This window comes from Lysinibacillus sp. RC46, from assembly GCF_041262385.1.
Lineage (GTDB): Bacteria > Bacillota > Bacilli > Bacillales_A > Planococcaceae > Lysinibacillus.
In genome coordinates, this window is record NZ_JBGCCF010000050.1 from 1 (window position 1) to 20,420 (window position 20,420).

A 20,420-nucleotide genomic window follows, 5' to 3' on the forward strand; every position below is an offset into this window, starting at 1 on the left:
TGAACTTGACGACATAGAAAGTAAAAGGATTCACACACAGTTTTGAGTAATGAATCCTTTTTTGCCCTTTGGCAGGTGGATGTCGATAAATTTCAGAAGTTGGGTGATAAAACATGAAAGTTAGTAGATAAATTTCAAAAGTTAGGCGATAAAACTAAAAAGTTGATGTCATTCTGTTAAAACGTATATCATGTGAATCAGTTGATTGAGGTGAACTTGACGACATAGAAAGTAAAAGGATTCACACACAGTTTTGAGTAATGAATCCTTTTTTGCCCTTTGGCAGGTGGATGTCGATAAATTTCAAAAGTTGGGCGATAAAACGTGAAAGTTAGTAGATAAATTTCAAAAGTTGGGCGATAAAACTCAAAAGTTGAATGTCATTCTGTTAAAACGTATGTCATGTGAGCCCCTCGTTTTGCCAGAGAGTCATACTTTAATTTCATTGTTACAATTGTTTTCAACAAAAAAACACTGTGCACGGTAAAGCATGCACAGTGTAGATTTTATTATTTTTTAGGCGTGCACCATTCCACTATTTCATTGCGTTTGCGCTCCGCCATTTGTTCAGCTGTATAAATAATTTGCATAGGATTACCGCCTGCTAGACAGCCAGCTGGTACATCCTTATGCACAAGGGTTGCAGCTGACACAATCGCACCGTCACCTATCGTAACACCTGGTAGTATCGTTGAATTGGCACCAACCATCACTTCGTTGCCAATATGAACATCTCCTAGACGATATTCCTCTATTAAATATTCATGTGCCAAAATAGTCGTACTGAAGCCTATAACGGTATTGTCACCGATATGAATACGTTCTGGAAACATTGTATCTGGCATAACCATTAAAGCTATGGAAGTTTGTTCACCAATCTCCATTTTCAAAAAAGTTCGATACAACCAGTTTTTCACACGTAAAAATGGTGTGAAGCGTCCAATTTGAATGACAACGAAACACTTCATCACCTTCCAAAAGGACACCGTATCATAAATATTCCAAAGCGAGTTTGCTCCTTCGACACGGTAGCGTTCTGTTTTACGTGCCATTTACTTACCCCGCTTTCACAATTTCAAATAAATCCGTCATATGATGCAGCATATATTCCGGCTTGAATTGCTGTAAGTATTCCTCACCTTTAAAAGCCCATGCGACACCAGCTGCTCTAACTCCAGCATTGTGCGCGGCCTCAATATCGTGAGAATTGTCACCAATCATAATCGCGTCTTCCTTGTTTATACCAAGGCGGTCAAGCGCAAGCAAAACTGGCTCTGGATCAGGCTTTACATTTTTCACATCATCCGTACCAATACGGATATCAAATAAATGACCTGCACCTAGTACAGATAGACCACGATCTATCATTCCATTACGCTTTGTAGACACAATCGCTAACTTGATACCCATAGCCTTTAATTGCTCTAAAGTAGATACAACATCAGGATATTGAGTGACAAGCTCATCGTGATGTAATTCATTATATTCACGATATTTAGCAATCATTGCATCCTCTTCACCAGGAGCAATGTCACTCATTGTCTGTTTTAAGGACGGCCCAAGGAATTTTAGGCAATCTTTTGGCGAATATTGCCCGGGAAATCGCTCATTTAAAACATGCATAAATGTTTGAATGATTAAATCATTTGTATTGAGTAATGTACCATCAAAATCAAATAGTAATGCCTTTATAGTCATGCTTTGCACCCCTTATTTATTATCTAAATACTTTACTGCAGGTTTTACTTTTATACGTCGGTAAATAATCGCACCAAGCCCTACTACAATACCTATTATTGAAACAACCTGAGCTGAGCGTAAATCTCCTACTAAATATAGGCTATCTGTACGCAAGCCTTCTATATAGAAGCGACCGATTGAATACCAAATTAAATAGCCGAAGAATATTTCACCACGATTTAAATTTACTTTGCGTAAAACTAATAAAATAATTAGCCCAATGAAATTCCAGACGGATTCATATAAAAAAGTAGGATGTACGTATGTTCCTAATTCTTCAACATACATTTGATTAATAATCCAATCCGGCAGCATTAGATTTTCTAAAAATGCACGTGATACTGGACCACCATAAGCCTCCTGGTTCATAAAATTGCCCCATCGGCCAATTATTTGTCCAATTAAAATACTCGGTGCCGCAATATCCGCTACTCGTAAAAAGCTAATATTTCTTCTACGAGTGAATATGTAAGCTGTCAAAAAGGCGCCAATAAGAGCACCATGAATAGCGATACCACCATTCCAAATTTCAATAATCTTCCCTGGGTTTTCACTATAATAATCCCAACGCATCGTTACATAGTAAATACGTGCACATATTATAGATATAGGAACAGCCCATAGTAATAGATCTGCAAGAAAATCCTCTGGTAAGCCTCTCTTAACAGCCTCTCTTTGTCCTACAACATAAGCTAAAATAATACCCGATACGATTAGTAACCCATACCAACGAACAGGGATAGGTCCTAAATGGAAAGCAATCGGATTAATTTGTAATAATACTAAGTCCATCTTATGCTCCTCTCAAAATCAATTCATTGCATTTGCAAATGAATCCTAATCAATTATGCTCTTCATAATTGTAGCTTTCGCTACAGATAAACAATGCGGCGGATGTTTGTACACCCACTGAAAAGCAACTTAAAACCACATTCATCTCACCACCTATAAAGGTAGGAGACTTCTGTACCTGTCGCTGCGCTTTCGGTACAAAAAACACTCGCTGAAAAAAAGTTAAAAACGATTAGTCATCCAACTCATCCGCCGATGAGATTACTTCATCTAATCGTCTAGAAAACTCCTCGGCTGCATTAACACCCATCTTTTTCAAACGATAGTTCATTGCTGCTACTTCAATAATAACAGACACGTTACGTCCAGGTCTTACGGGAATCGTTAACTTTGTTAATTCCGTATCAATGATTTTCATTTTTTCTTCCTCTAAACCTAGACGATCATATACTTTTTCTGGATCCCATATTTCTAATTCGATAACTAATGTGATACGTTTGTACGGTCGTACCGCACTTGCTCCAAAGAGTGTCATAATATCGATAATACCAATGCCTCGAATTTCGAGTAAATGTTCTAAAAGAGGTGGCGGACTCCCAATTAAAAAATTCTCTGATTCCTGACGGATCTCTACACAATCATCAGCCACTAAACGGTGACCCTTCTTGACAAGCTCTAGTGCTGTTTCACTTTTCCCTACACCACTTTTTCCGATAATTAGCACACCAATACCGTATATATCAACTAAAACTCCGTGAGCAGCAGTCATTGGTGCTAAGCGACCTTCTAAATAGTTAGTTAGCCTACTCGAAAATTTCGTTGTTGTCATATGCGTTTTAAATACAGGTACATGTTTTTCATTAGACGCCTGTATAAGTTCCTTAGGTACCTCTAAATCACGAGAAATAATAATAGCTGGTGTATCCTGCGAACACAATAGACGCATGCGCTCCAGTTTCACATCTGAAGGCAGCATTTCAAAAAAAGATAGTTCGGTCTTTCCTAGCAATTGCACTCGATTTGCAGGATAATGCGTAAAATACCCCGCCATCTCAAGCCCAGGTCTTGAAATATCACTAGTAACAATCGTTCTTCCTATTCCTTCCTCACCAGCTAATAGTTCTAACTTAAATTTCTCCATAACGTCTCTTGTTAATACTACGACCAATGTTTAGTAGCCTCCATTCAAAGGAATTGAATATGTTTTATCCTGCGTTAACTAGCAATCAGCATAATGATTGCAGTTTCACCTTATTTTAGCATGTCTATGTATAAAAGAAATGTATTTACACTCTGCCTGCCCTGACTAAAAAATTCTACAAAATATAAAAAACTAGCGGTTCTCCAGCCCGCTAGTTTCATTTCGTTTTATTTTTGAGTAGACAACCATTTTGCAACTGCTTCTGCATCTGCACCTTTAACAAGACCAGGAGGCATTGTACCTTTACCATTTTCAATAACGTTTAAAATTTCTTTTTCTGTTAAACGAGAGCCTACATCGCTAATTTTTGGTGCATTATTTTGGCCTTGTAGCTCGCCACCATGGCAAGTAATACAAGATTTCATAGCAATTGTTTCGCCATTTGGAGTAGTAGTTTTTGAACCTTCAGTTGAATTTGTTTTACCTCCGCCACAAGCAGCTAAGAAGATTGCTGAACCAATCGCTAATGTTAACATTGCCTTTTTCATTAGGGCCCCTCCTAAAAGTAAATAAGTATCTTTCCCCGACATTATACCAAATTTATGCACGTTTGAAACCTTCTCCTAACACCTCATAAGCATCAGAAACGATAACAAACGCTGATGGGTCAACGCTTTTAATGAGTTGTTTCAGCTTTGTGAATTCTGTTTGGTAAACAACAACCATCAATACTGGTCGCGCTTCTCCTGTATAGCCACCTATAGCAGGCAACTCTGTCACTCCCCGATCAATCTCGGCATAAATGGCATCACGTACTTCATCTTGTTTCATCGTAATAATGTAAACCATTTTAGACTGACTTAAGCCGAGCTGAATAATATCAATCGTTTTTGTAGTGACATAAAGTCCAATCAGGGCATACAAACCTTTCTCTAAGTCAAAAACAATTGCTGCACTAATCGCGATAATCCCATCAATTAAAAGTACACTTGTACCAAGCGATATGCCGGTATACTTTGTAATTATTTGTGCTAGTAAATCAGTGCCACCAGTAGAAGCATTCCCCTTAAAGACAAGTCCTATTCCTAAACCGACCACAATTCCCCCAAAAAGTGCACCTAGTAAAGGATTATCTGTCCAAGGTCCCCAACTGTTCGTTAGTAATACAATAAACGGTAATGTTATTGTTCCAATAAACGATTTGATTCCAAATTTTTTCCCAAGTACTACTACACCTGCTATAAATAATGGAATATTGAATGCATATTGTACAAAGCCTGGATTCCAACCAAATAAACCGTGTAAAATTGTACTAATCCCGCTTACTCCACCAGAAGCTACTTGATTGGGCAGTAAAAATACATTGAAGCCAATCGCAATAATTGCTGCTCCTACTATGACGTACATATACTCCAAAATGCTTTCCCTTACATCACGAATTTGACTCATTTCCCCCACCCGCTCCAACTATCAGAATCTTTTAAATACGAGATGATTATAGCAAATAGTCTTCGCATTGAGAACTTCGTATTGATGAAGGAACATGTATTTTTACAATTTTGTTCATCACCATAATGTGTGGTTGATTTCCGTTCCGACTGGGCGCTTTGTTGCTGACGCTTCGCTTTCGCACAGTTAAAACATTTGTTGCTGACGCTTCGCTTTCGCACAGTTAAAACATTTGTTGCTGACGCTTCGCTTTCGCACAGTTAAAACATTTGTTGCTGACGCTTCGCTTTCGCACAGTTAAAACATTTGTCGCTGACGCTTCGCTTTCGCGCAGATAAAACAATTGTCGCTGACGCTTCGCTTTCGCACAGAGCAAAGCTTCCTGGGGCATACGATGAGCCGCTTGGGCCACACGATGTTGGTCACGAAGGCGTTATCACAGGATGTGATGCTTTTAGCCTTCGTTTCCCTATGTGCTCGCTGCAGGGTCTCATCTGTGACGCTGATCCCCAAGGAGTCGCCCAGTCTCCACTCCAATCAACTATACACATGGCATAAGTTTTAACAATGTCATCCACTACTATAAATGATGAGCCCAATAATGTATAAAACATAAAAAAATAAGCTACCTTAAAAAAGAATTTTAAGATAGCTTATTTTTTACTTTTCACTAAAATATATACTTAACTGCAAATTCCACTATAGGACATTGAAAATAAGAGCAAATCCTTGATTTATAAAGATTTTTCTGCCCACTCCATTGCTTCATTGTATAAAAGATCAATATTTGTAAAATTCATATTGAGCTGAGGAGCTAATTTTTCTAAAGTAGACCAGTCTAACTTACCTAACGCGATACTGAATTCCAGATAAGGTGTCATTTCAGTTTGATTACCTAAAAGCGTTTCTATTATTTCTTCTGAAAAAGGTAGCTGCTGTAAAATAGCATTCAGCGGTCTTTGCAACAAAGTGTCTATCAACGAAAACATCCCGACTAAAAAATATTCAGAGAAGTTTTTCTTATAGGATAGCTTGGCTAATTTCTCACATACTTTTGCTCTAAATAAAGAAGTTCGCATGACTTCTTTAAAAAGATCACTCTCAGCATTTCTGTCAATTTCTCGCATTGCCAATAAATAAATCCACTTTCGTAAATTTGAAACGCCGAGTAATATAATTGCTTGTTTTATCGAACGAACCTTGGATTTAGACCGCAGCTCTGAGTTATTAACCATTTGCAATAATTTATACGTTAACGAAATATCACGTTCGATGTTATCAGCTAATAATTGTATATTAGGTTCCTCTTCTTTTAATAGCGTAATAATATATAAATATTGAATAGTATTAGCAGGTATATCTGTAGCTGTAATTATTTGAGGTTGTTCAAAAAAATAGCCTTGAAATAATTCATAGCCAGAATGCTTTGCCACTTCAAATTGATTTCGTGTCTCGACCTTCTCAGCTAGCAGTTTTATGTGAGGGAAATTTTCTTTCACTTTATTTTCAATTTCCATGCGCTCTAGTAATGGTGATAATAAAAAATCAACTTTTATAAAATCGATATAAGGAAATAACTCATCATAAACTTGTACTTCATCATCCAAAATAAAATCATCTAATGCTATTTTGAACCCATACGATTTCAGCTCAATGACTCTCTCGACTAACTGAGTTGTAATAGGGACATCTTCTAAAATCTCAATAACAACTTGCGATGGATTTAAATATTCATGTATGGGACTCATAAGTAAGTTTTCTGTAAAATTAACAAAACTAGGTTTACCTTTTGTTACCTCTTCAATGCCAATTGAAAGAAATGAGTTTACTAGTACATCGATTGTTGCAGCATCTGAATCGACTATCGGAAAAGCATTCACGTTTTTGCTACGATATAATAATTCATACGCAACGACTTGTTCATGAAGGTTAAAAATAGGCTGTCTTCCGATAAATACTTCCATTTCATCGCCCCCCCCATTTCTCCATAATCTAGTAATTAATATTATAGCACCTTTCATTACTCTCTGCTTACCATTCAAATAACTGTCTAAAAGTCGCCTAACATTCACTAACATTCTATACAAGACATTGATTTATCACTTTTATGACGCTATCCCAAGGAGTAACCCCGCCGTACACCGATGCTCTTTAACCCCAACTTTCGGTGACTAGCCCCTAAAAATCATTAGCTAAAACACCAAACTACTCATATTTCATTTATTCCTTTTCCAGAGAAATCTATTTCAATTTCATTTAATCCTTTTCAAATATTTTTGTAAAAAATTTCATTTCATATTGACATTTTCCAATTTTAAATATACAGTACATTACAACACTAATGCACTATGTTACATAGGAATGAATGGAGGTTCTTCGATGCACATTCATCTAGATGGTACAACACCGATTTATATTCAAATTGCCGAATGGCTACAGCACGAAATCATCGCCGATCGATTACAGACAGACGCGAAGGTCTATTCACAATACCAACTAGCTGAATTATTTAATATAAATCCTGCTACAGCTGGTAAAGGGCTGACAATTTTGCTTGAAGAGCAACTTATATATAAAAAACGGGGGTTAGGTATGTTTGTCGCTACGGATGCAAAGGAACGAATTTTATTGAAACGTCGAAATGAAATATTGACGAAAATGGCACAAGAGATCGTATTAGAGGCAAAACGTTTACATGTATCTGATGAAGAATTGCTAGTACTTATAAGAAAAACACAGGAGGGATTGGAATGAATATTATTCAATGTGAGGCGTTATCTAAAAGCTTTGGACGTCGTCATGCACTACAGCGCGTAACCTGCGCTATTGATGCAGAGAAAATTATCGGTATTATTGGTCGTAACGGTGCTGGTAAGTCAACATTACTTAATATTTTTGCAGGCTATATAAAGCCTACAACTGGATCATGCAAAGTGTTTAATGAAAATCCCTTTAATAATATTCGAACTGCTGCCAATATGATTTTTATCGATGATCGTTTAAGTTTCTCTGATTACTTATCGCTCGAAGATATTCTAAAGATGGGGGCTGATTTTTATCCTAATTGGCAAAATGAATTAGCTTATCGCATGCTCGATTATGCAGGTATAGATCTCTCAGCAAAGCATCAGCAATTATCTAAGGGTCAATTAGCAACCTTTAACCTTGTTTACGGATTAGTTAGCCGCTGTGCACTGACAATTTTAGACGAACCGATGAATGGCATGGATGAAGTGATTCGTACAGATTTTTACAGGGCGATTCTAAAGGAATACCTAGCCTTTCCACGAACATTTTTAATAACTAGTCACCATTTGCAAGAGATGGAATCTATTTTAGAAGAAATTTTATTGATAGATGAAGGCTCAGTCATTGCCCACGCGCCATTGGATGAATTTAAGGAACAGCTTATATCTCTTAGCGGACCAAGTGATGCACTTGCGGATCTGCTGTCCGAAACAGAAGTTTACGCACAAAAAATTGTGACAGGGATGACCACAGCAATAGTAGATGCTAGTAAACTATTTGTCTCAGAAGAAATACTTCGAGCAAAAGGCATTACGGTATCATCCCTTACTGCAAGTGACGTGTGCAAGTATTTAACAAGTAAAAAAGGAAGTGATATTGATGCAATCTTTGACTAATCTTTCACTGAAAACCATTGTAAAAAAACAGGTGAAATGGAAAGCAAAATTATATATTTCTGCCCTTAGTTCCTTAGTTATTGTACAAATCATTATTGGAATTTTAACATCTAGCTCAGGGAGTGGGTCTTCTGGTCATGGAGGAGGAAATTTATATGTTCAGTTCTCTATTTACTCACTCGATATCTTTCTTATTGTTACAGCAATTTGGGCATTTATTGTAGCACTTCTCTTTACGACAAAAGCGTATCGTATTGATGACTTATCCGTTATTTCTAGTCGAACATCTAGTGCCATAGCCAATATATTTGTCATGATTATTTACAGTTTTATTGCGGTCATCATTATGATTTCGACTTACTATTTACAAGTATTCGGAGTTTTATTAGTGGAAAAAAAATCTTTTGTAATAGAAAATCTATTTATTTCACCATCAATATTACTACTATGTTTCAGTAGCCTCTGTTTATTTGGCGCAATCGGCCTACTATTAGGTACCAGCTTCAAGGGGCCAGCAGTGTTCAAAATATTTGTATCTACTTTTATGCTGCTTGGCTTTATATTATTTTTTATGTCACCACAGTCTATAAATCTTAGGTCATTAATAATGTTATCCAATCTTATGATTAGTGTTCTTAATTTGCTTATGGCTCTACTATGCTTTAGCCTCACTATTTGGATTGCTGATAAATCGGAGGTGACTCGCAAATGACGGCGACTACACTATTCTTTTTTACTACAATACTACTTGTAATTGCTATTTTTCTAATACTGAGTAAATTAATGAAAAAAGTTAAAAATATTTGGACCCCTAAGCGTATTATAATTGGCATTACTAGCTATATCGTACTTGGACTTACTGCCTTCCTTTATATTAGCTTTTTTTCAGAATCAAAAATACCAATACTTTCTCCTTCTGAAATTAAACAACTTGAGAAAAAATTAGATCAAATACAAAAGTACGATCAAGAAGACGATTCTTCTTATTTAACAGAGGAGTACAAAAAGAAAACGTGGGAGCTAAGATATGAAGGAGATACATTACCTGTTGTTATAAATGAAGGTGACAGTGGTTCAAACATTAATATTCGAGTGCGTTATAATGACAACATCGAATCTGGAAAAGCTCTTGTTACCTATTATCAATTCCCTGTCATTATAGAAGGTATTGATCTTGATGACGAAGTACCGTTACCTAACGTATACGTGGCGGAAAACCAATTATTTATTGAATCTCTTTCTAGACAACAAGTAAGTTATTTTCGTATAAATGCAACATTAGGTATTTTAGATATGAATCGTGAGATAGAACGTGAACACGCAATGAACTATTCCTATTCAAATGTCGTCGTTATCGACATTCCAAGAAGTACAGTTTTGGAAGATTCCCAAGGTCTTTTTTAGATAGCAAAAAAACAAGGACAGTCCTCAGTGATTTTTTATCACTTTTAGACTGTCCTTTTTTATTTTCTACTAGTTTTTGATTTAATAGCACCAATAACAGCTGGTACAACTGAAATCAAGATAATTAATATAAGAACCGTTGAGAAGTTATCTTTAATAATCGGAATATTACCAAAGAAATAACCTAGTAATGTACAGCTGAGTACCCATAAAACTGCACCTAAAACATTATACATAATGAAGTAGCCATACTTCATTTTACTAGCCCCTGCAACAAATGGTATGAATGTACGGATGAAAGGCATAAAACGCGCGATGACAATCGTTTTTCCACCGTGTTTATTAAAGAACTTTTCTGCCGCTTCCATACGTTCTTTTTTTACGACTCTACCAAGGAAGCTCTTTGGTGGAATGGATGTCCCTACTTTATGACCAATATGATAGTTCATCGTATCCCCTAAAATTGCAGCCGCTAAAAACACAGGAATTAATATCCACATATTAAATGCGCCCATTGCTGCTGCTAATGTACCACTTGCAAAAAGCAATGAATCACCTGGCAGGAATGGGAAAATTACGACACCTGTTTCAACAAAAACAATTGCAAATAGAACAAAATAACTCAAATTACCAAACTTATGAATGATTTCCTCTAAATGCACATCAATATGCATAATAAAACTAATTAACTCCTTGATGAGTTCTATCATTTTTCCGTATGCTCTCTTTCAATTAAATTTTCTAAAGGCTTTGACGTAGCTAGACACCAAAGGGTTCCATTCTTGTTTACTGTCTATAGTGTTACTTCTCCCTCACTATATGACAAGCCTTTATAAAGTATGTAGATTTCACAAGTTTGATTTTATCACTTACAGACATACACACTCAACTTATTTAAATAAGTTGCCATGCTTTTTTACATTGCTGTAATATTGGCCAAAGTGAAAAGCTTCAATAGTGAGTGTTATCACACAAACGTTTTCATAGAATGTGAGATTTTAATTGAACTTTAGGGGCAATTGATCTCCCACCCCCTCTCTTAAATCTTGAAATGGGAATCTGACTGTTCATTTATGCGGGATAAAAAAAGCTACTATTTTTCAATAGTAGCTACTGTTTCTTATACTTTTTCTTTTAATGTACGACGCAAAATTTTTCCTGTCGTATTTTTCGGTAATTCATCCAAAATCTCAATTACTTTAGGAACCTTGTATTTCACCATATGCTTTGCACAGTATGCGAGAAGATCTTCTGTTGAAGTTGCATCTGCATCTTTTAAAACAACATATGCATGAACTGCTTCACCTAGGTTAGGATCAGGGTAACCTACAACTGCCGCTTCAACGATATTATTATGCGCAAATAGTACTTCTTCAACCTCTCTTGGATAGACGTTAAATCCGCCTACAATAATCATATCTTTTTTACGGTCAACGATGTAGAAGTATCCTTCTTCGTCAACTCTAGCTAAGTCTCCAGTGTATAACCAGCCATCACGTATAGCCATCGCTGTTTCTTCAGGTAATTTATAATAGCCCTTCATAACATTTGGCCCTCGTACAATTAGCTCCCCTACTTCTCCAACGGGCACTTCCTGACCATTAACATCCACCACCCTATTTTCAACATTGGAAATGGATGTCCCAATAGAACCTGCCTTACGCTCACGATCCAATGGATTAAAGCAAGTTACTGGTGAAGCTTCCGATAAGCCAAAGCCCTCTGAAACACGCACATTAAATTTCTTCTCGAAATTATGTAATAGTGCTACCGGTAAAGACGCGCCACCTGAAATTGCTAAACGTATTGTTGAGAAATCTTCAGGGTTGCTTTCAGGTAATTGATACAAGAAGTTATACATAGTTGGCACACCAGCAAAGACTGTTGCCTTTTGTTCCTTCGTTAATTTAAAGATTTCAGTTGGACTAAAACGTGGTACAAGTAAAACCGTTGCTCCACTCAATAAAGGCGCATTGGCTACGACAGTTAACGCAAATACATGGAAAACTGGTAACGTAGCAATAATACGATCATCTGCTTTATAGCCTAAATAATGTGCTACATCTCGTGCATTTGAATAGATATTTTTATGAGTCAGCATTGCACCCTTTGGAGTACCTGTCGTTCCTGAAGTATATAAAATAATTGCATTATCATCGTCAGCTACTTCTACTGGTTGGAAAGAGTCCGATGCACTAGCAATTACTTGTGAAAATAAATGAATTTTTGCCTTTGCTTCTTCGGATAAAGTCGCTACTTTTTCAGCAACATCTGCTGTTGTTTCACAAACAACAAATGTTTTTACTTTTGGAAAAGCATGTACACCCATTTCTACTAATGGAAGAAGTGCATCAAGTGCAATTACAGCTTTTACATCACCATTATGCAAAATATATGAAATTTCATCCGGTGTATAGATTGGATTAACAGGAATTGCCGTTGCCCCTAAACGCATTGTTGCATATAACGCAATTAAATAATGTGGTGTATTGCCGAGTAAAAACGCCACATGGTCCCCTTTTTCTACCCCTAAATCTTGTAACCCCTTTGCAAAACGACCAACCGTGTGTTCAAACTCACCGTACGTCGTATCTTTCCCCATAAAATGATACGCAATTTTATCCGGTTGCTCTAATGCTTGTTGACGAACGCTTGAAACTAAATTCAATTACACCATCCCCTTATCGTATCAATTTCGCCTTGGCGTAATTGAGGTCAGGATTTTGAATTGTGCCTAGGCCTGCACGAGGGCCGACACGATGTCGGTCATTTCGGTAATGCCACAGGACGTGGCGTTATTACCGATGCAGGTCAGTTAGCCGTTTTCGCAGGATACGAAGGTTTTAGGCTAACATCCTTTAAGCATTCCTTTGAAAATCCGTGACATCCGCCGGAGGCTTTATCTTCATTCAGTAGATGCATGGACATCCCTTAAAAAGGAATCACACCCGAATCCATCTCACCAACCCTGAGGTGGAAGTCTTCTACTGAATAGAGATAAAATGAATCATTATTCAGTAATATTATATAAGAAACACATCTAAAAGACAACGAAACTTTTTATTTCATGTCGTAAATTACGTCAAATAATTCATTTTTTTCTCCATCGCACATTTTGATTACGAACGAATATGCGAGATGTATCGCCAACGAATCAAATAAAAATAGACTACTTGTATTAAAACAAAAAACCCAAAAGCAAAGACAACTTCTTTGACAATGGAAATATTAGCAATATCCTTTAAGATCCCTTGAACCATAAGAAAAGCAAAGGCGCTATGCATCATTGCAACACCCCATGGCAAGAAAAATTGTGGGAATAAATGTCGATTTACAAGCTTTTTGAGCTCTGTATCTGTTAAGCCCATGCGCTTTAAGACATCGAATTTACGCTTTTCTCTTTCAAGAGAAGTATGCAGTTTAAAGTAAACGAAGCTACCTGCTGCTAATAAAAATACAGTTGCTACTAAGACCCCTACTAATGTGAATAAAGAGTAAGTAGCTAATACATAAGAATAATCTAACCCTGCATTTACAAAGAAAAATGGGCTAAATCTATTCTTCTTAGAAAAATATTGAGATCCTTTTAACTCTTCTATGTCTTTGCCGATATCTTTCGTTTCCATCCACTGAGGGATATAGAAGGTAAATAGATGATAGATTGGCTGTGCAACATCTTTATCAGCAATCGGCTTTCTAAGCTTACTAAAATCCTCATCGCTAATTACTATAGAATTCACACTAACAATAGACCCTGGGAATACTATTTTAGGATATACGCTATCAATTGTTATCGGGATAGAGTTTTCCTCTAATACTGTATGCACAACTTTATCTTTTAGTTTTTTTAGAGAATCTTCCGAGTATGGTATAAACACTGCCTCTCCTGAAGCCAAATCAAGTAATGGGTAACTATAAGAAGAAAGCAATACATTCATATCCGATTCCCTAAAAACTTCAACTTCATTGTGGGTATATGAAGATGTTTGCTTGATGACAACAAAGCGCGATAAATGATAGGACAAACCCTTCTCCTCTAATTGAATCCGTAAAGAGGAGATATGATTTCGCTCATATGGATTGTCAACATCTCCCTTATAGACAAGCCCTAATGGATTTAAACGATCATATTGAATCGTATAGGAAGACATCGTCGCTAATACACCGACCGATAAAAAGGCCATTGTTGACACCATCGTTACTACAAAAAACATTTTCACATTGTCCATCATAATATGCGTTTGCTCAGCTAACGAAAGAAGGCGATAACGTTGCCAGTGAAATTTACGTTTGTCCCGTGCTTTATCTAAAAAGCAAGGTAAAGAATCACTGAAAAAATAATATGTTCCAAAGGTCGCTAAAAACGGGATTACTACTGTTAAACCAATCCAAGATGTATTCGATACGATAAACGTTAGTACATATGCTGATAAGATAAGGGTAATACCAAATACTGCACGAATTTTTGAATAGGTTGAAACACTGTTTAAATAGTCATTTCCCTTAAGGAGATCGCGCAATTTTCTTTCACGTGTAAAATACACACTAATAAAGGAAATGACTACAAAAGCACTTGTGAAGACACCAATCGTTAGTAAAAATGGCTGCCATGAAACATATAAGGGTAAACTATCTAAATGTAAAATTTCTCGAACAATCATGAAAAAGAATTTCGAAAATGAGAAACCAAATATAATCCCCACAAAAATAGAGCCCGATCCAATAATCATTGTCTCCAAAAAGACAAGCTTATTCATCTGGCGTTTTTCCATTCCTAAATGTAATAAAATTGCAAACTCATGTGATCTAGCCTCTAAAAAAGCACTCATCGAATAATATAAAAAGAATAAGGTAAACAGGACGAGTACGGTTTCCGCACCTACCATCCCAATTAACGATGCTTCTCCTAGAATCCCTTGTTCAATATCCGGATGAAACATGAGCATTGAATAGATGAAAAACACAGCAACAGAAAAAAAGCTTGCCATGAAAAAGGCACCGTATATACGGCTGTTCCGTACGACATTACGGTAAGCGAATTGTCGAAAGGTCACCTACTTGTCCTCCTCCTAGTAAGCTCAAAACATTTAATATTCGTTGGAAAAACATTTGACGACGGTCATCTTTGTAAATTTCATTGAAAAATTCACCATCTTTAATAAATAGCACACGATCGCAGTAACTAGCTGCAATAGGATCATGTGTTACCATTACAATCGTTGTTCGTTTTTCCTGATTAATTTTTGTTAAAAGTTCAAGTACATCACGCGAAGAATTCGAATCCAAATTCCCTGTTGGCTCATCTGCTAAAATGAGACTTGGATTATGAATAAGTGCCCGCCCAATGGCAGTTCTTTGTGCTTGTCCACCTGATATTTCATTTGGGCGTTTATGCAAGAACGAAGTTAAATCGAGCTTTTCCACAATACTTGCAAGACGCTCCTCCATTACTTCTAATGGTTGTTGATCTAATGTAAGTGGTAGCACAATATTCTCTTCCACTGTCAGCATATGCAACAGATTAAAATCCTGGAAAATAAAACCGAGCTGTCTTCTTCTAAAGTAGGCTAGCTCGGTTGCTTTCAGCATATGAGGATTCATGCCATCTAAAATGATTTCTCCACTCGTTGGTTCATCAATCGTAGAAATGATATTCAATAATGTTGTTTTTCCACTTCCTGATGGACCCATGACTGCTAAAAACTCGCCTTCCTCCACATCAAAACTCAGTTGATTTAACGCACGATGAGTTACTTTGCCTTCATACACCTTCGTTACGTCTTTTATTTGTAAAATAGGCATACCTTGTTCACCTTATTTCTTATTTAATTCCATGGATTCTGGTAAAAGCCATTGTAATACTACCTCAAAGCCAATTTGAAAATGCGGCTCTGTTAATGATTCAGCTGACTGATTACCATCCTCCTCCACTAGACTAAAGCAATGCGACCCAACAATTACATCCCAGGCATCCATTTCGCCTTCAATGATTTCTCCACAAATCGTATAATGCCCACTGTACATCACTTGTTCACCTTCTACAGGAAAAGCGTTAAGTAAAGTTGGTTTATGTAAGTCTAGCCCAAGCTTATTCGAAAAATGCATTACTTCTTCATTAACCAAAAGACTAGCTTTACGAAAATTTTTACAGGATAAACAATCACAATCATCGTTTTTCGATTCGTATAATGCCTCTGTTTTTTCTGTCTCTACATGTAAAACCCATTCATCCAAACATACTTCTGTCATTTCTGATCCCCCTAATTCGTAAATGTCACTGTAACAATTGTTCCTTTTCCTACCTCTGATGTAATGTTTAATTCGTGACCGAGTTTTTCACAGATTTCTTTTGCTAAATATAAGCCCATTCCTGTGGATTCCCCAGTTTTACGCCCATTCTCACCAGTAAAGAAGGCTTTAGTGACACGAGAAAGATCGGAAGTTGGAATACCGATACCTTCATCACGAATGGCTAATTGTACGTAGTCATTCTTTTTAATGGCGGAAATGACTATTTTCTTATTTGATTCAAACGTATATTTAACCGCATTCGTTACGAATTGCCCGAGAATAAAGCGCAGCCACTTTGAATCACTTGCTACGATGATGTCATCCTCAATATGAATTTCTGGGAAAACACGCTTTGTAATAAATAAACGTTTATTTTCATTTACAGTTGCAGTCACAATCGTTTTTAAAGCAACCTGTTCTACTTGCATATCCTCTTCAAAATTTTCTAATCGAGCATTCACCAACACCATATCCAAGCCTCTTCGTAAGCGGTCAATTTCCTCCTGCACATTCTTTTTATCAAGAGGACGTTCATCCTGCAATAAAAGCTCAATAACAGAAATTGGCGTTTTCATCTGATGCACCCATTGATTAATAAACTGATCATGTCGTTTTTGGCCTACATATAATGCTTGAAGCTCATGCTTATATAGTCGATATAGTTCATGCATATATTGCTCAGCCTTCATCGCCTCAGGTGTTTTAGCATTTTTTTGTAACACATCCTCCATTGTTTTAGGAAGCTGTGATATTTTTAATAAATAACGTTGGCGCATTAAATAACGGATAAGTAAAAACGAGGCTAACAACACTAAACTAATACAGAAGGAATAAATAGCAGTGTCAACATTTCGAAAGCCGTCCAACCAATATAAGACCATGATGAAGCCGACTAATATGATCTGGAATACAATGAACGATGCGTAATCACGCAAAAATAATTTCCAGCCCACTATAACTCACCTGCATTTAAAATAAAGCGATAGCCTGCTCCGCGTACCGTTTCAATAGAAGACGCAATATGATAATCAGCCAACTTTTTCCGCACTCGTGTCATATTGACGTTCAGCGTATTCTCATCAACAAATGCCTGATCGTCCCAAAGCTCTTCTAACAGTTGCTCACGTGTCACTACTTTTGGAGCATTCCCCATTAACAATTCTAAAATGATACATTCTTTTTTCTGAAGTGGAATCTCTAAATCATTTTTATGAAGCTCCATTCTTTCTAAATGAAGAATAAGCTGTCCTTGTTTAATCGTCCGCTCCTCTTGTCTTGCCGCATATTCACCATATGTACGACGCAAGTGACTACGGATTTTAGCCAGTACAATTTCATAATTAAATGGCTTCGTTATGAAATCGTCGCCCCCATTTTCTAGCGCAAAAATTTGATCCATTTCGCCAGAACGAGCGGAAATGAAAATAATTGGACAAGTTGTATGTTGACGTAGCTGGCGACACCAATAGTAGCCATCGTACGAAGGTAAATTTATATCAAGCAACACCATATGTGGATTAAATGCTGTAAATTCTTCAACGAGATGATCAAATTCTTTGATCGTTTCAACTTCGTATTGATATTTTCTAAGCGTTTCTGCGAGCAATGACGCAATCTTTACATCATCTTCGACAATAAATATTCGATGCTTCTCCATACCAACACTCCTTTCTATCTTATATTGTATCAAAAAAAGGTTCGATGACATAACTGTCAGCGAACCTTTTGTAGCAAAAGTTAACACGAATTATTAGCTAGAAATATTTGTCTCAAAATGCCTCTGCCTTAATAAGGGGTATCACCATAACGTGGGGGCTGATTTCCGTTCCGGCTAGGCGCTTTCCTAGGGTGTCCGATGAGCTGCTTTTTTGTTCCTGTTGCTTCGCTTTCGCACAGAAAACATCTGCTTCGTTGCAGGTCTCGGGTCGACAGATGTTTTTTGCACGAAAGCGTAGTGGCACGATGTTGGTCACGAAGGCGTTATCCAAGGAGTTACCGGGCTTCCATACCAATCAACTTATCCGCATGACATGCGTTTTAACAAAATGTCATCCAACTTTGTTTATCGGAACACTTTTACGTTTTATCGCCCAACTTTTGAATTTTATCGACTAACTTTCTCGTTTTATCACCCAACTTTTAATTTTTACCGACTTCCACCTTCCAAAGAACAAAAAAAGGATTCATACACAAAACTGTGTGTGAACCCTTTTACTTTATTATGTCGCCTAGCCAGAATGAAGATCAACTTAAAATCCTCAATAAGGACATGTGCCAATTTCTACACAAGCTTTTCTTAATAAATTAATTGTAAAAACTCTTCTGTCGTAATTCCACCAAAGTATGTTGGAATATCAATATTTGTTAACGCCTCAGCAATTGCAGTTCGATCATAGTTTGTCCCAACTAATCGTTGTTCAACATCAGCCATGTCGCCCACGCCGAAGAAATCACCAAAAATATGCGCTTCTTCAATAATTCCGTGATTCACCTCTAAGCGAATATCAATGCCTCCTGATGGGAAACGATGTGTTTTTTGAATGTTAAAGCGTGGTGATTTCCCATAGTTCCATTCCCATGTTTGATAACGCTCAGCAGATAGCTTATGGATATTTGCCCAATCTTCCTCCGTTAACTCATAATAGCGAATATTTTCTTCACCACCGAAAATGGATTTTAAAATTTCTAGGCGGAATTCTTCGACTGTCATCTTGTCCTTTAAGAACTCTGAAATATTAGCTACTCGTGAACGAATCGATTTAATGCCCTTTGATTCAATTTTATCTTTCTTCACCTTCAATGCGGATACAACAGCATCAATTTCTGTATCAAACATTAAAGTACCGTGGCTAAACATACGGCCCTTTGTAGAAAACTGTGCATTCCCAGAAACTTTACGTCCTTCCGCTAAAATGTCGTTGCGGCCTGAAAGCTCAGCATGAACGCCCATTTTTGCAAGTGCATCTACAACAGGCTGAGTGAATTTTTTATAATTCATAAAACTATCGCCATCGTCTTTAGTGATAAAACTGTAGTTAAGATTCCCTAAATCATGATACACCGCGCCCCCACCAGAAAGACGTCGCACAACGATAATGCCATTATCCTCTACATAATCTGTATTAATCTCTTCGATAGTATTTTGATTTTTACCAATGATGATTGAAGGCTGATTAATGTAAAAAAGTAGCACTGGCTCCTTCTCAACATCCATCGTTTTTAATAAATACTCCTCAATGGCAAGGTTAATGCGTGGATCATGAATCCCTTTATTATCAACGAATATCATAAATTACGTTTCCTCCTTCACAAAATATCCATATTTATTTTATCGTAAATTAGGCATTTTGTGTTGACGAAACGCTTCTGTTATAATACACTAAGAAATATCAAAACAGTAATAGTACAGATGAACTTAAAGGAGGAGTCCACAATGTTAGAAAATGTAGTTGAATTTTTCAAGAACCTACCTGCAAAGCAATGCACAGAATGCGGTGAAAAAATTGAAGAACAAAGTGAATGCTACAGCAACACTTGTGAAAACTGTAACCACCTATAAGCATTTGCCTATTCTGTGAAGTAGTCATATACGTGCCCCACACGTACTAATAATGTCAACCCTCATCATATTTTGATGAACCCTTAATTAAATCTCTTACACTTACAAAACAGCAGCTGATACGCTCATATCGGCTGTTGTTTTTTGTGTGATTTTGTTGCATATGAGCGATTTTCCGTTGGAGCCGAGCAGTTCTTTTTGGTAATGGAGCGATTTTCACCCGTACCTGAGCAGCTCTATTCTCTACCTGATCAGTTTTCAGCGATACCCGAGCAGTTTTATTCCCTACCTGATCAGTTTGCGGGGATACCCGAGCAGTTTTATTCTCTACCTGATCAGTTTTCAAAGATACCCGAGCAGTTTTATTCTCTACCTGATCAGTTTTCAAAGATACCCGAGC

At 37.0% G+C, this 20,420-nt stretch carries 21 protein-coding genes; 5 read left to right on the forward strand and 16 right to left on the reverse strand.

The window, feature by feature from the left end; all coding sequences use genetic code 11:
• Window positions 1–509 precede the first annotated feature (509 nt).
• The 7 genes from ABH966_RS25635 to ABH966_RS25665 all read right to left on the reverse strand — a co-directional run bounded on the left by ABH966_RS25635 (window position 510) and on the right by ABH966_RS25665 (window position 7,086).
• Window positions 510–1,052 (reverse strand): acyltransferase, encoded by a 543-nt coding sequence (locus tag ABH966_RS25635; RefSeq protein WP_370083415.1) that lies wholly within the window; start codon window positions 1,050–1,052, stop codon window positions 510–512.
• Between the two features lie 4 nt (window positions 1,053–1,056).
• Window positions 1,057–1,698, reverse strand: coding sequence for a pyrophosphatase PpaX (ppaX, locus tag ABH966_RS25640; protein ID WP_370083416.1), 642 nt, complete (start codon window positions 1,696–1,698; stop codon window positions 1,057–1,059).
• Window positions 1,699–1,710: 12 nt separating this feature from the next.
• A complete protein-coding gene (gene lgt, locus ABH966_RS25645) occupies window positions 1,711–2,532 on the reverse strand; it encodes a prolipoprotein diacylglyceryl transferase (RefSeq protein WP_370083417.1) in 822 nt (273 codons plus the stop codon).
• A gap of 232 nt (window positions 2,533–2,764) precedes the next feature.
• Window positions 2,765–3,700 (reverse strand): HPr(Ser) kinase/phosphatase, encoded by a 936-nt coding sequence (gene hprK, locus ABH966_RS25650; RefSeq protein ID WP_323654922.1) that lies wholly within the window; start codon window positions 3,698–3,700, stop codon window positions 2,765–2,767.
• Between the two features lie 200 nt (window positions 3,701–3,900).
• The gene (gene cccB / locus ABH966_RS25655; protein ID WP_370083418.1) at window positions 3,901–4,221 is read right to left on the reverse strand and encodes a cytochrome c551; all 321 of its coding nucleotides are present in this window, start codon (window positions 4,219–4,221) and stop codon (window positions 3,901–3,903) included.
• 52 nt (window positions 4,222–4,273) lie between these two features.
• The gene (locus ABH966_RS25660) at window positions 4,274–5,122 is read right to left on the reverse strand and encodes a YitT family protein (RefSeq protein WP_370083419.1); all 849 of its coding nucleotides are present in this window, start codon (window positions 5,120–5,122) and stop codon (window positions 4,274–4,276) included.
• Between the two features lie 734 nt (window positions 5,123–5,856).
• Entirely contained in the window at window positions 5,857–7,086 is a 1,230-nt protein-coding gene (locus tag ABH966_RS25665) for an EAL and HDOD domain-containing protein (protein ID WP_370083420.1), read from the reverse strand.
• Window positions 7,087–7,501: 415 nt separating this feature from the next.
• Here ABH966_RS25665 and ABH966_RS25670 point away from each other — a divergent pair, with 415 nt between their 5' ends.
• Genes ABH966_RS25670 through ABH966_RS25685 form a run of 4 tightly spaced genes read left to right on the forward strand, consistent with a single transcriptional unit; the run spans window position 7,502 to window position 10,170 of the window.
• The gene (locus ABH966_RS25670; protein ID WP_370083421.1) at window positions 7,502–7,876 is read left to right on the forward strand and encodes a GntR family transcriptional regulator; all 375 of its coding nucleotides are present in this window, start codon (window positions 7,502–7,504) and stop codon (window positions 7,874–7,876) included.
• Window positions 7,873–8,766 (forward strand): ATP-binding cassette domain-containing protein, encoded by an 894-nt coding sequence (locus tag ABH966_RS25675; protein WP_370083422.1) that lies wholly within the window; start codon window positions 7,873–7,875, stop codon window positions 8,764–8,766. The genes ABH966_RS25670 and ABH966_RS25675 overlap by 4 nt, the downstream gene beginning before the upstream one ends.
• Window positions 8,750–9,478 (forward strand): hypothetical protein, encoded by a 729-nt coding sequence (locus ABH966_RS25680; RefSeq protein WP_370083423.1) that lies wholly within the window; start codon window positions 8,750–8,752, stop codon window positions 9,476–9,478. Before ABH966_RS25675 ends, ABH966_RS25680 begins: the two co-directional genes overlap by 17 nt.
• Window positions 9,475–10,170, forward strand: coding sequence for a hypothetical protein (locus ABH966_RS25685; RefSeq protein WP_370083424.1), 696 nt, complete (start codon window positions 9,475–9,477; stop codon window positions 10,168–10,170). Before ABH966_RS25680 ends, ABH966_RS25685 begins: the two co-directional genes overlap by 4 nt.
• A gap of 59 nt (window positions 10,171–10,229) precedes the next feature.
• Here the strand turns inward: ABH966_RS25685 and ABH966_RS25690 are convergent, their stop codons facing one another.
• From ABH966_RS25690 to lplA, 8 genes are all read right to left on the reverse strand, one after another.
• On the reverse strand, window positions 10,230–10,877 hold the full coding sequence (locus ABH966_RS25690; RefSeq protein ID WP_370083433.1) for a VTT domain-containing protein: 648 nt from the start codon (window positions 10,875–10,877) through the stop codon (window positions 10,230–10,232).
• Window positions 10,878–11,290: 413 nt separating this feature from the next.
• Window positions 11,291–12,838, reverse strand: coding sequence for a fatty acid--CoA ligase family protein (locus tag ABH966_RS25695; RefSeq protein WP_370083425.1), 1,548 nt, complete (start codon window positions 12,836–12,838; stop codon window positions 11,291–11,293).
• 451 nt (window positions 12,839–13,289) lie between these two features.
• Window positions 13,290–15,224, reverse strand: coding sequence for an FtsX-like permease family protein (locus ABH966_RS25700; RefSeq protein WP_370083426.1), 1,935 nt, complete (start codon window positions 15,222–15,224; stop codon window positions 13,290–13,292).
• Window positions 15,196–15,972 carry an ABC transporter ATP-binding protein gene (locus ABH966_RS25705; RefSeq protein ID WP_370083427.1) on the reverse strand — a complete coding sequence of 259 codons (777 nt, stop codon included), beginning with the start codon at window positions 15,970–15,972 and terminating at the stop codon, window positions 15,196–15,198. The genes ABH966_RS25700 and ABH966_RS25705 overlap by 29 nt, the downstream gene beginning before the upstream one ends.
• Before the next feature lie 12 nt (window positions 15,973–15,984).
• A complete protein-coding gene (locus ABH966_RS25710) occupies window positions 15,985–16,419 on the reverse strand; it encodes a hypothetical protein (RefSeq protein WP_370083428.1) in 435 nt (144 codons plus the stop codon).
• Between the two features lie 11 nt (window positions 16,420–16,430).
• Entirely contained in the window at window positions 16,431–17,414 is a 984-nt protein-coding gene (locus ABH966_RS25715; protein WP_370083429.1) for a sensor histidine kinase, read from the reverse strand.
• Window positions 17,414–18,118: a response regulator transcription factor gene (locus tag ABH966_RS25720; protein WP_370083430.1), complete on the reverse strand. Its 705-nt coding sequence runs from the start codon at window positions 18,116–18,118 to the stop codon at window positions 17,414–17,416. Before ABH966_RS25720 ends, ABH966_RS25715 begins: the two co-directional genes overlap by 1 nt.
• Before the next feature lie 639 nt (window positions 18,119–18,757).
• Complete coding sequence (gene lplA, locus ABH966_RS25725; protein ID WP_370083431.1) at window positions 18,758–19,750, reverse strand: lipoate--protein ligase; 993 nt, start codon at window positions 19,748–19,750, stop codon at window positions 18,758–18,760.
• Between the two features lie 144 nt (window positions 19,751–19,894).
• Between lplA and yhfH the strand changes: the two genes are divergently transcribed.
• On the forward strand, window positions 19,895–20,020 hold the full coding sequence (gene yhfH / locus ABH966_RS25730) for a protein YhfH (RefSeq protein WP_132362068.1): 126 nt from the start codon (window positions 19,895–19,897) through the stop codon (window positions 20,018–20,020).
• 55 nt (window positions 20,021–20,075) lie between these two features.
• Here yhfH and ABH966_RS25735 read toward each other — a convergent pair.
• Window positions 20,076–20,420: hypothetical protein (locus ABH966_RS25735; RefSeq protein WP_370083432.1), on the reverse strand; the 345-nt coding region annotated here is incomplete at its 5' end.

Bases quoted from the DNA above. Each gene is read 5' to 3' on its own strand.
- ABH966_RS25635 (WP_370083415.1), bottom strand. From the start codon at position 1,052: ATGGCACGTAAAACAGAACGCTACCGTGTCGAAGGAGCAAACTCGCTT.
- ppaX (WP_370083416.1), bottom strand. From the start codon at position 1,698: ATGACTATAAAGGCATTACTATTTGATTTTGATGGTACATTACTCAAT.
- lgt (WP_370083417.1), bottom strand. From the start codon at position 2,532: ATGGACTTAGTATTATTACAAATTAATCCGATTGCTTTCCATTTAGGA.
- cccB (WP_370083418.1), bottom strand. From the start codon at position 4,221: ATGAAAAAGGCAATGTTAACATTAGCGATTGGTTCAGCAATCTTCTTA.
- ABH966_RS25660 (WP_370083419.1), bottom strand. From the start codon at position 5,122: ATGAGTCAAATTCGTGATGTAAGGGAAAGCATTTTGGAGTATATGTAC.
- ABH966_RS25665 (WP_370083420.1), bottom strand. From the start codon at position 7,086: ATGGAAGTATTTATCGGAAGACAGCCTATTTTTAACCTTCATGAACAA.
- ABH966_RS25670 (WP_370083421.1), top strand. From the start codon at position 7,502: ATGCACATTCATCTAGATGGTACAACACCGATTTATATTCAAATTGCC.
- ABH966_RS25675 (WP_370083422.1), top strand. From the start codon at position 7,873: ATGAATATTATTCAATGTGAGGCGTTATCTAAAAGCTTTGGACGTCGT.
- ABH966_RS25680 (WP_370083423.1), top strand. From the start codon at position 8,750: ATGCAATCTTTGACTAATCTTTCACTGAAAACCATTGTAAAAAAACAG.
- ABH966_RS25685 (WP_370083424.1), top strand. From the start codon at position 9,475: ATGACGGCGACTACACTATTCTTTTTTACTACAATACTACTTGTAATT.
- ABH966_RS25705 (WP_370083427.1), bottom strand. From the start codon at position 15,972: ATGCCTATTTTACAAATAAAAGACGTAACGAAGGTGTATGAAGGCAAA.
- ABH966_RS25710 (WP_370083428.1), bottom strand. From the start codon at position 16,419: ATGACAGAAGTATGTTTGGATGAATGGGTTTTACATGTAGAGACAGAA.
- ABH966_RS25720 (WP_370083430.1), bottom strand. From the start codon at position 18,118: ATGGAGAAGCATCGAATATTTATTGTCGAAGATGATGTAAAGATTGCG.
- lplA (WP_370083431.1), bottom strand. From the start codon at position 19,750: ATGATATTCGTTGATAATAAAGGGATTCATGATCCACGCATTAACCTT.
- yhfH (WP_132362068.1), top strand. From the start codon at position 19,895: ATGTTAGAAAATGTAGTTGAATTTTTCAAGAACCTACCTGCAAAGCAA.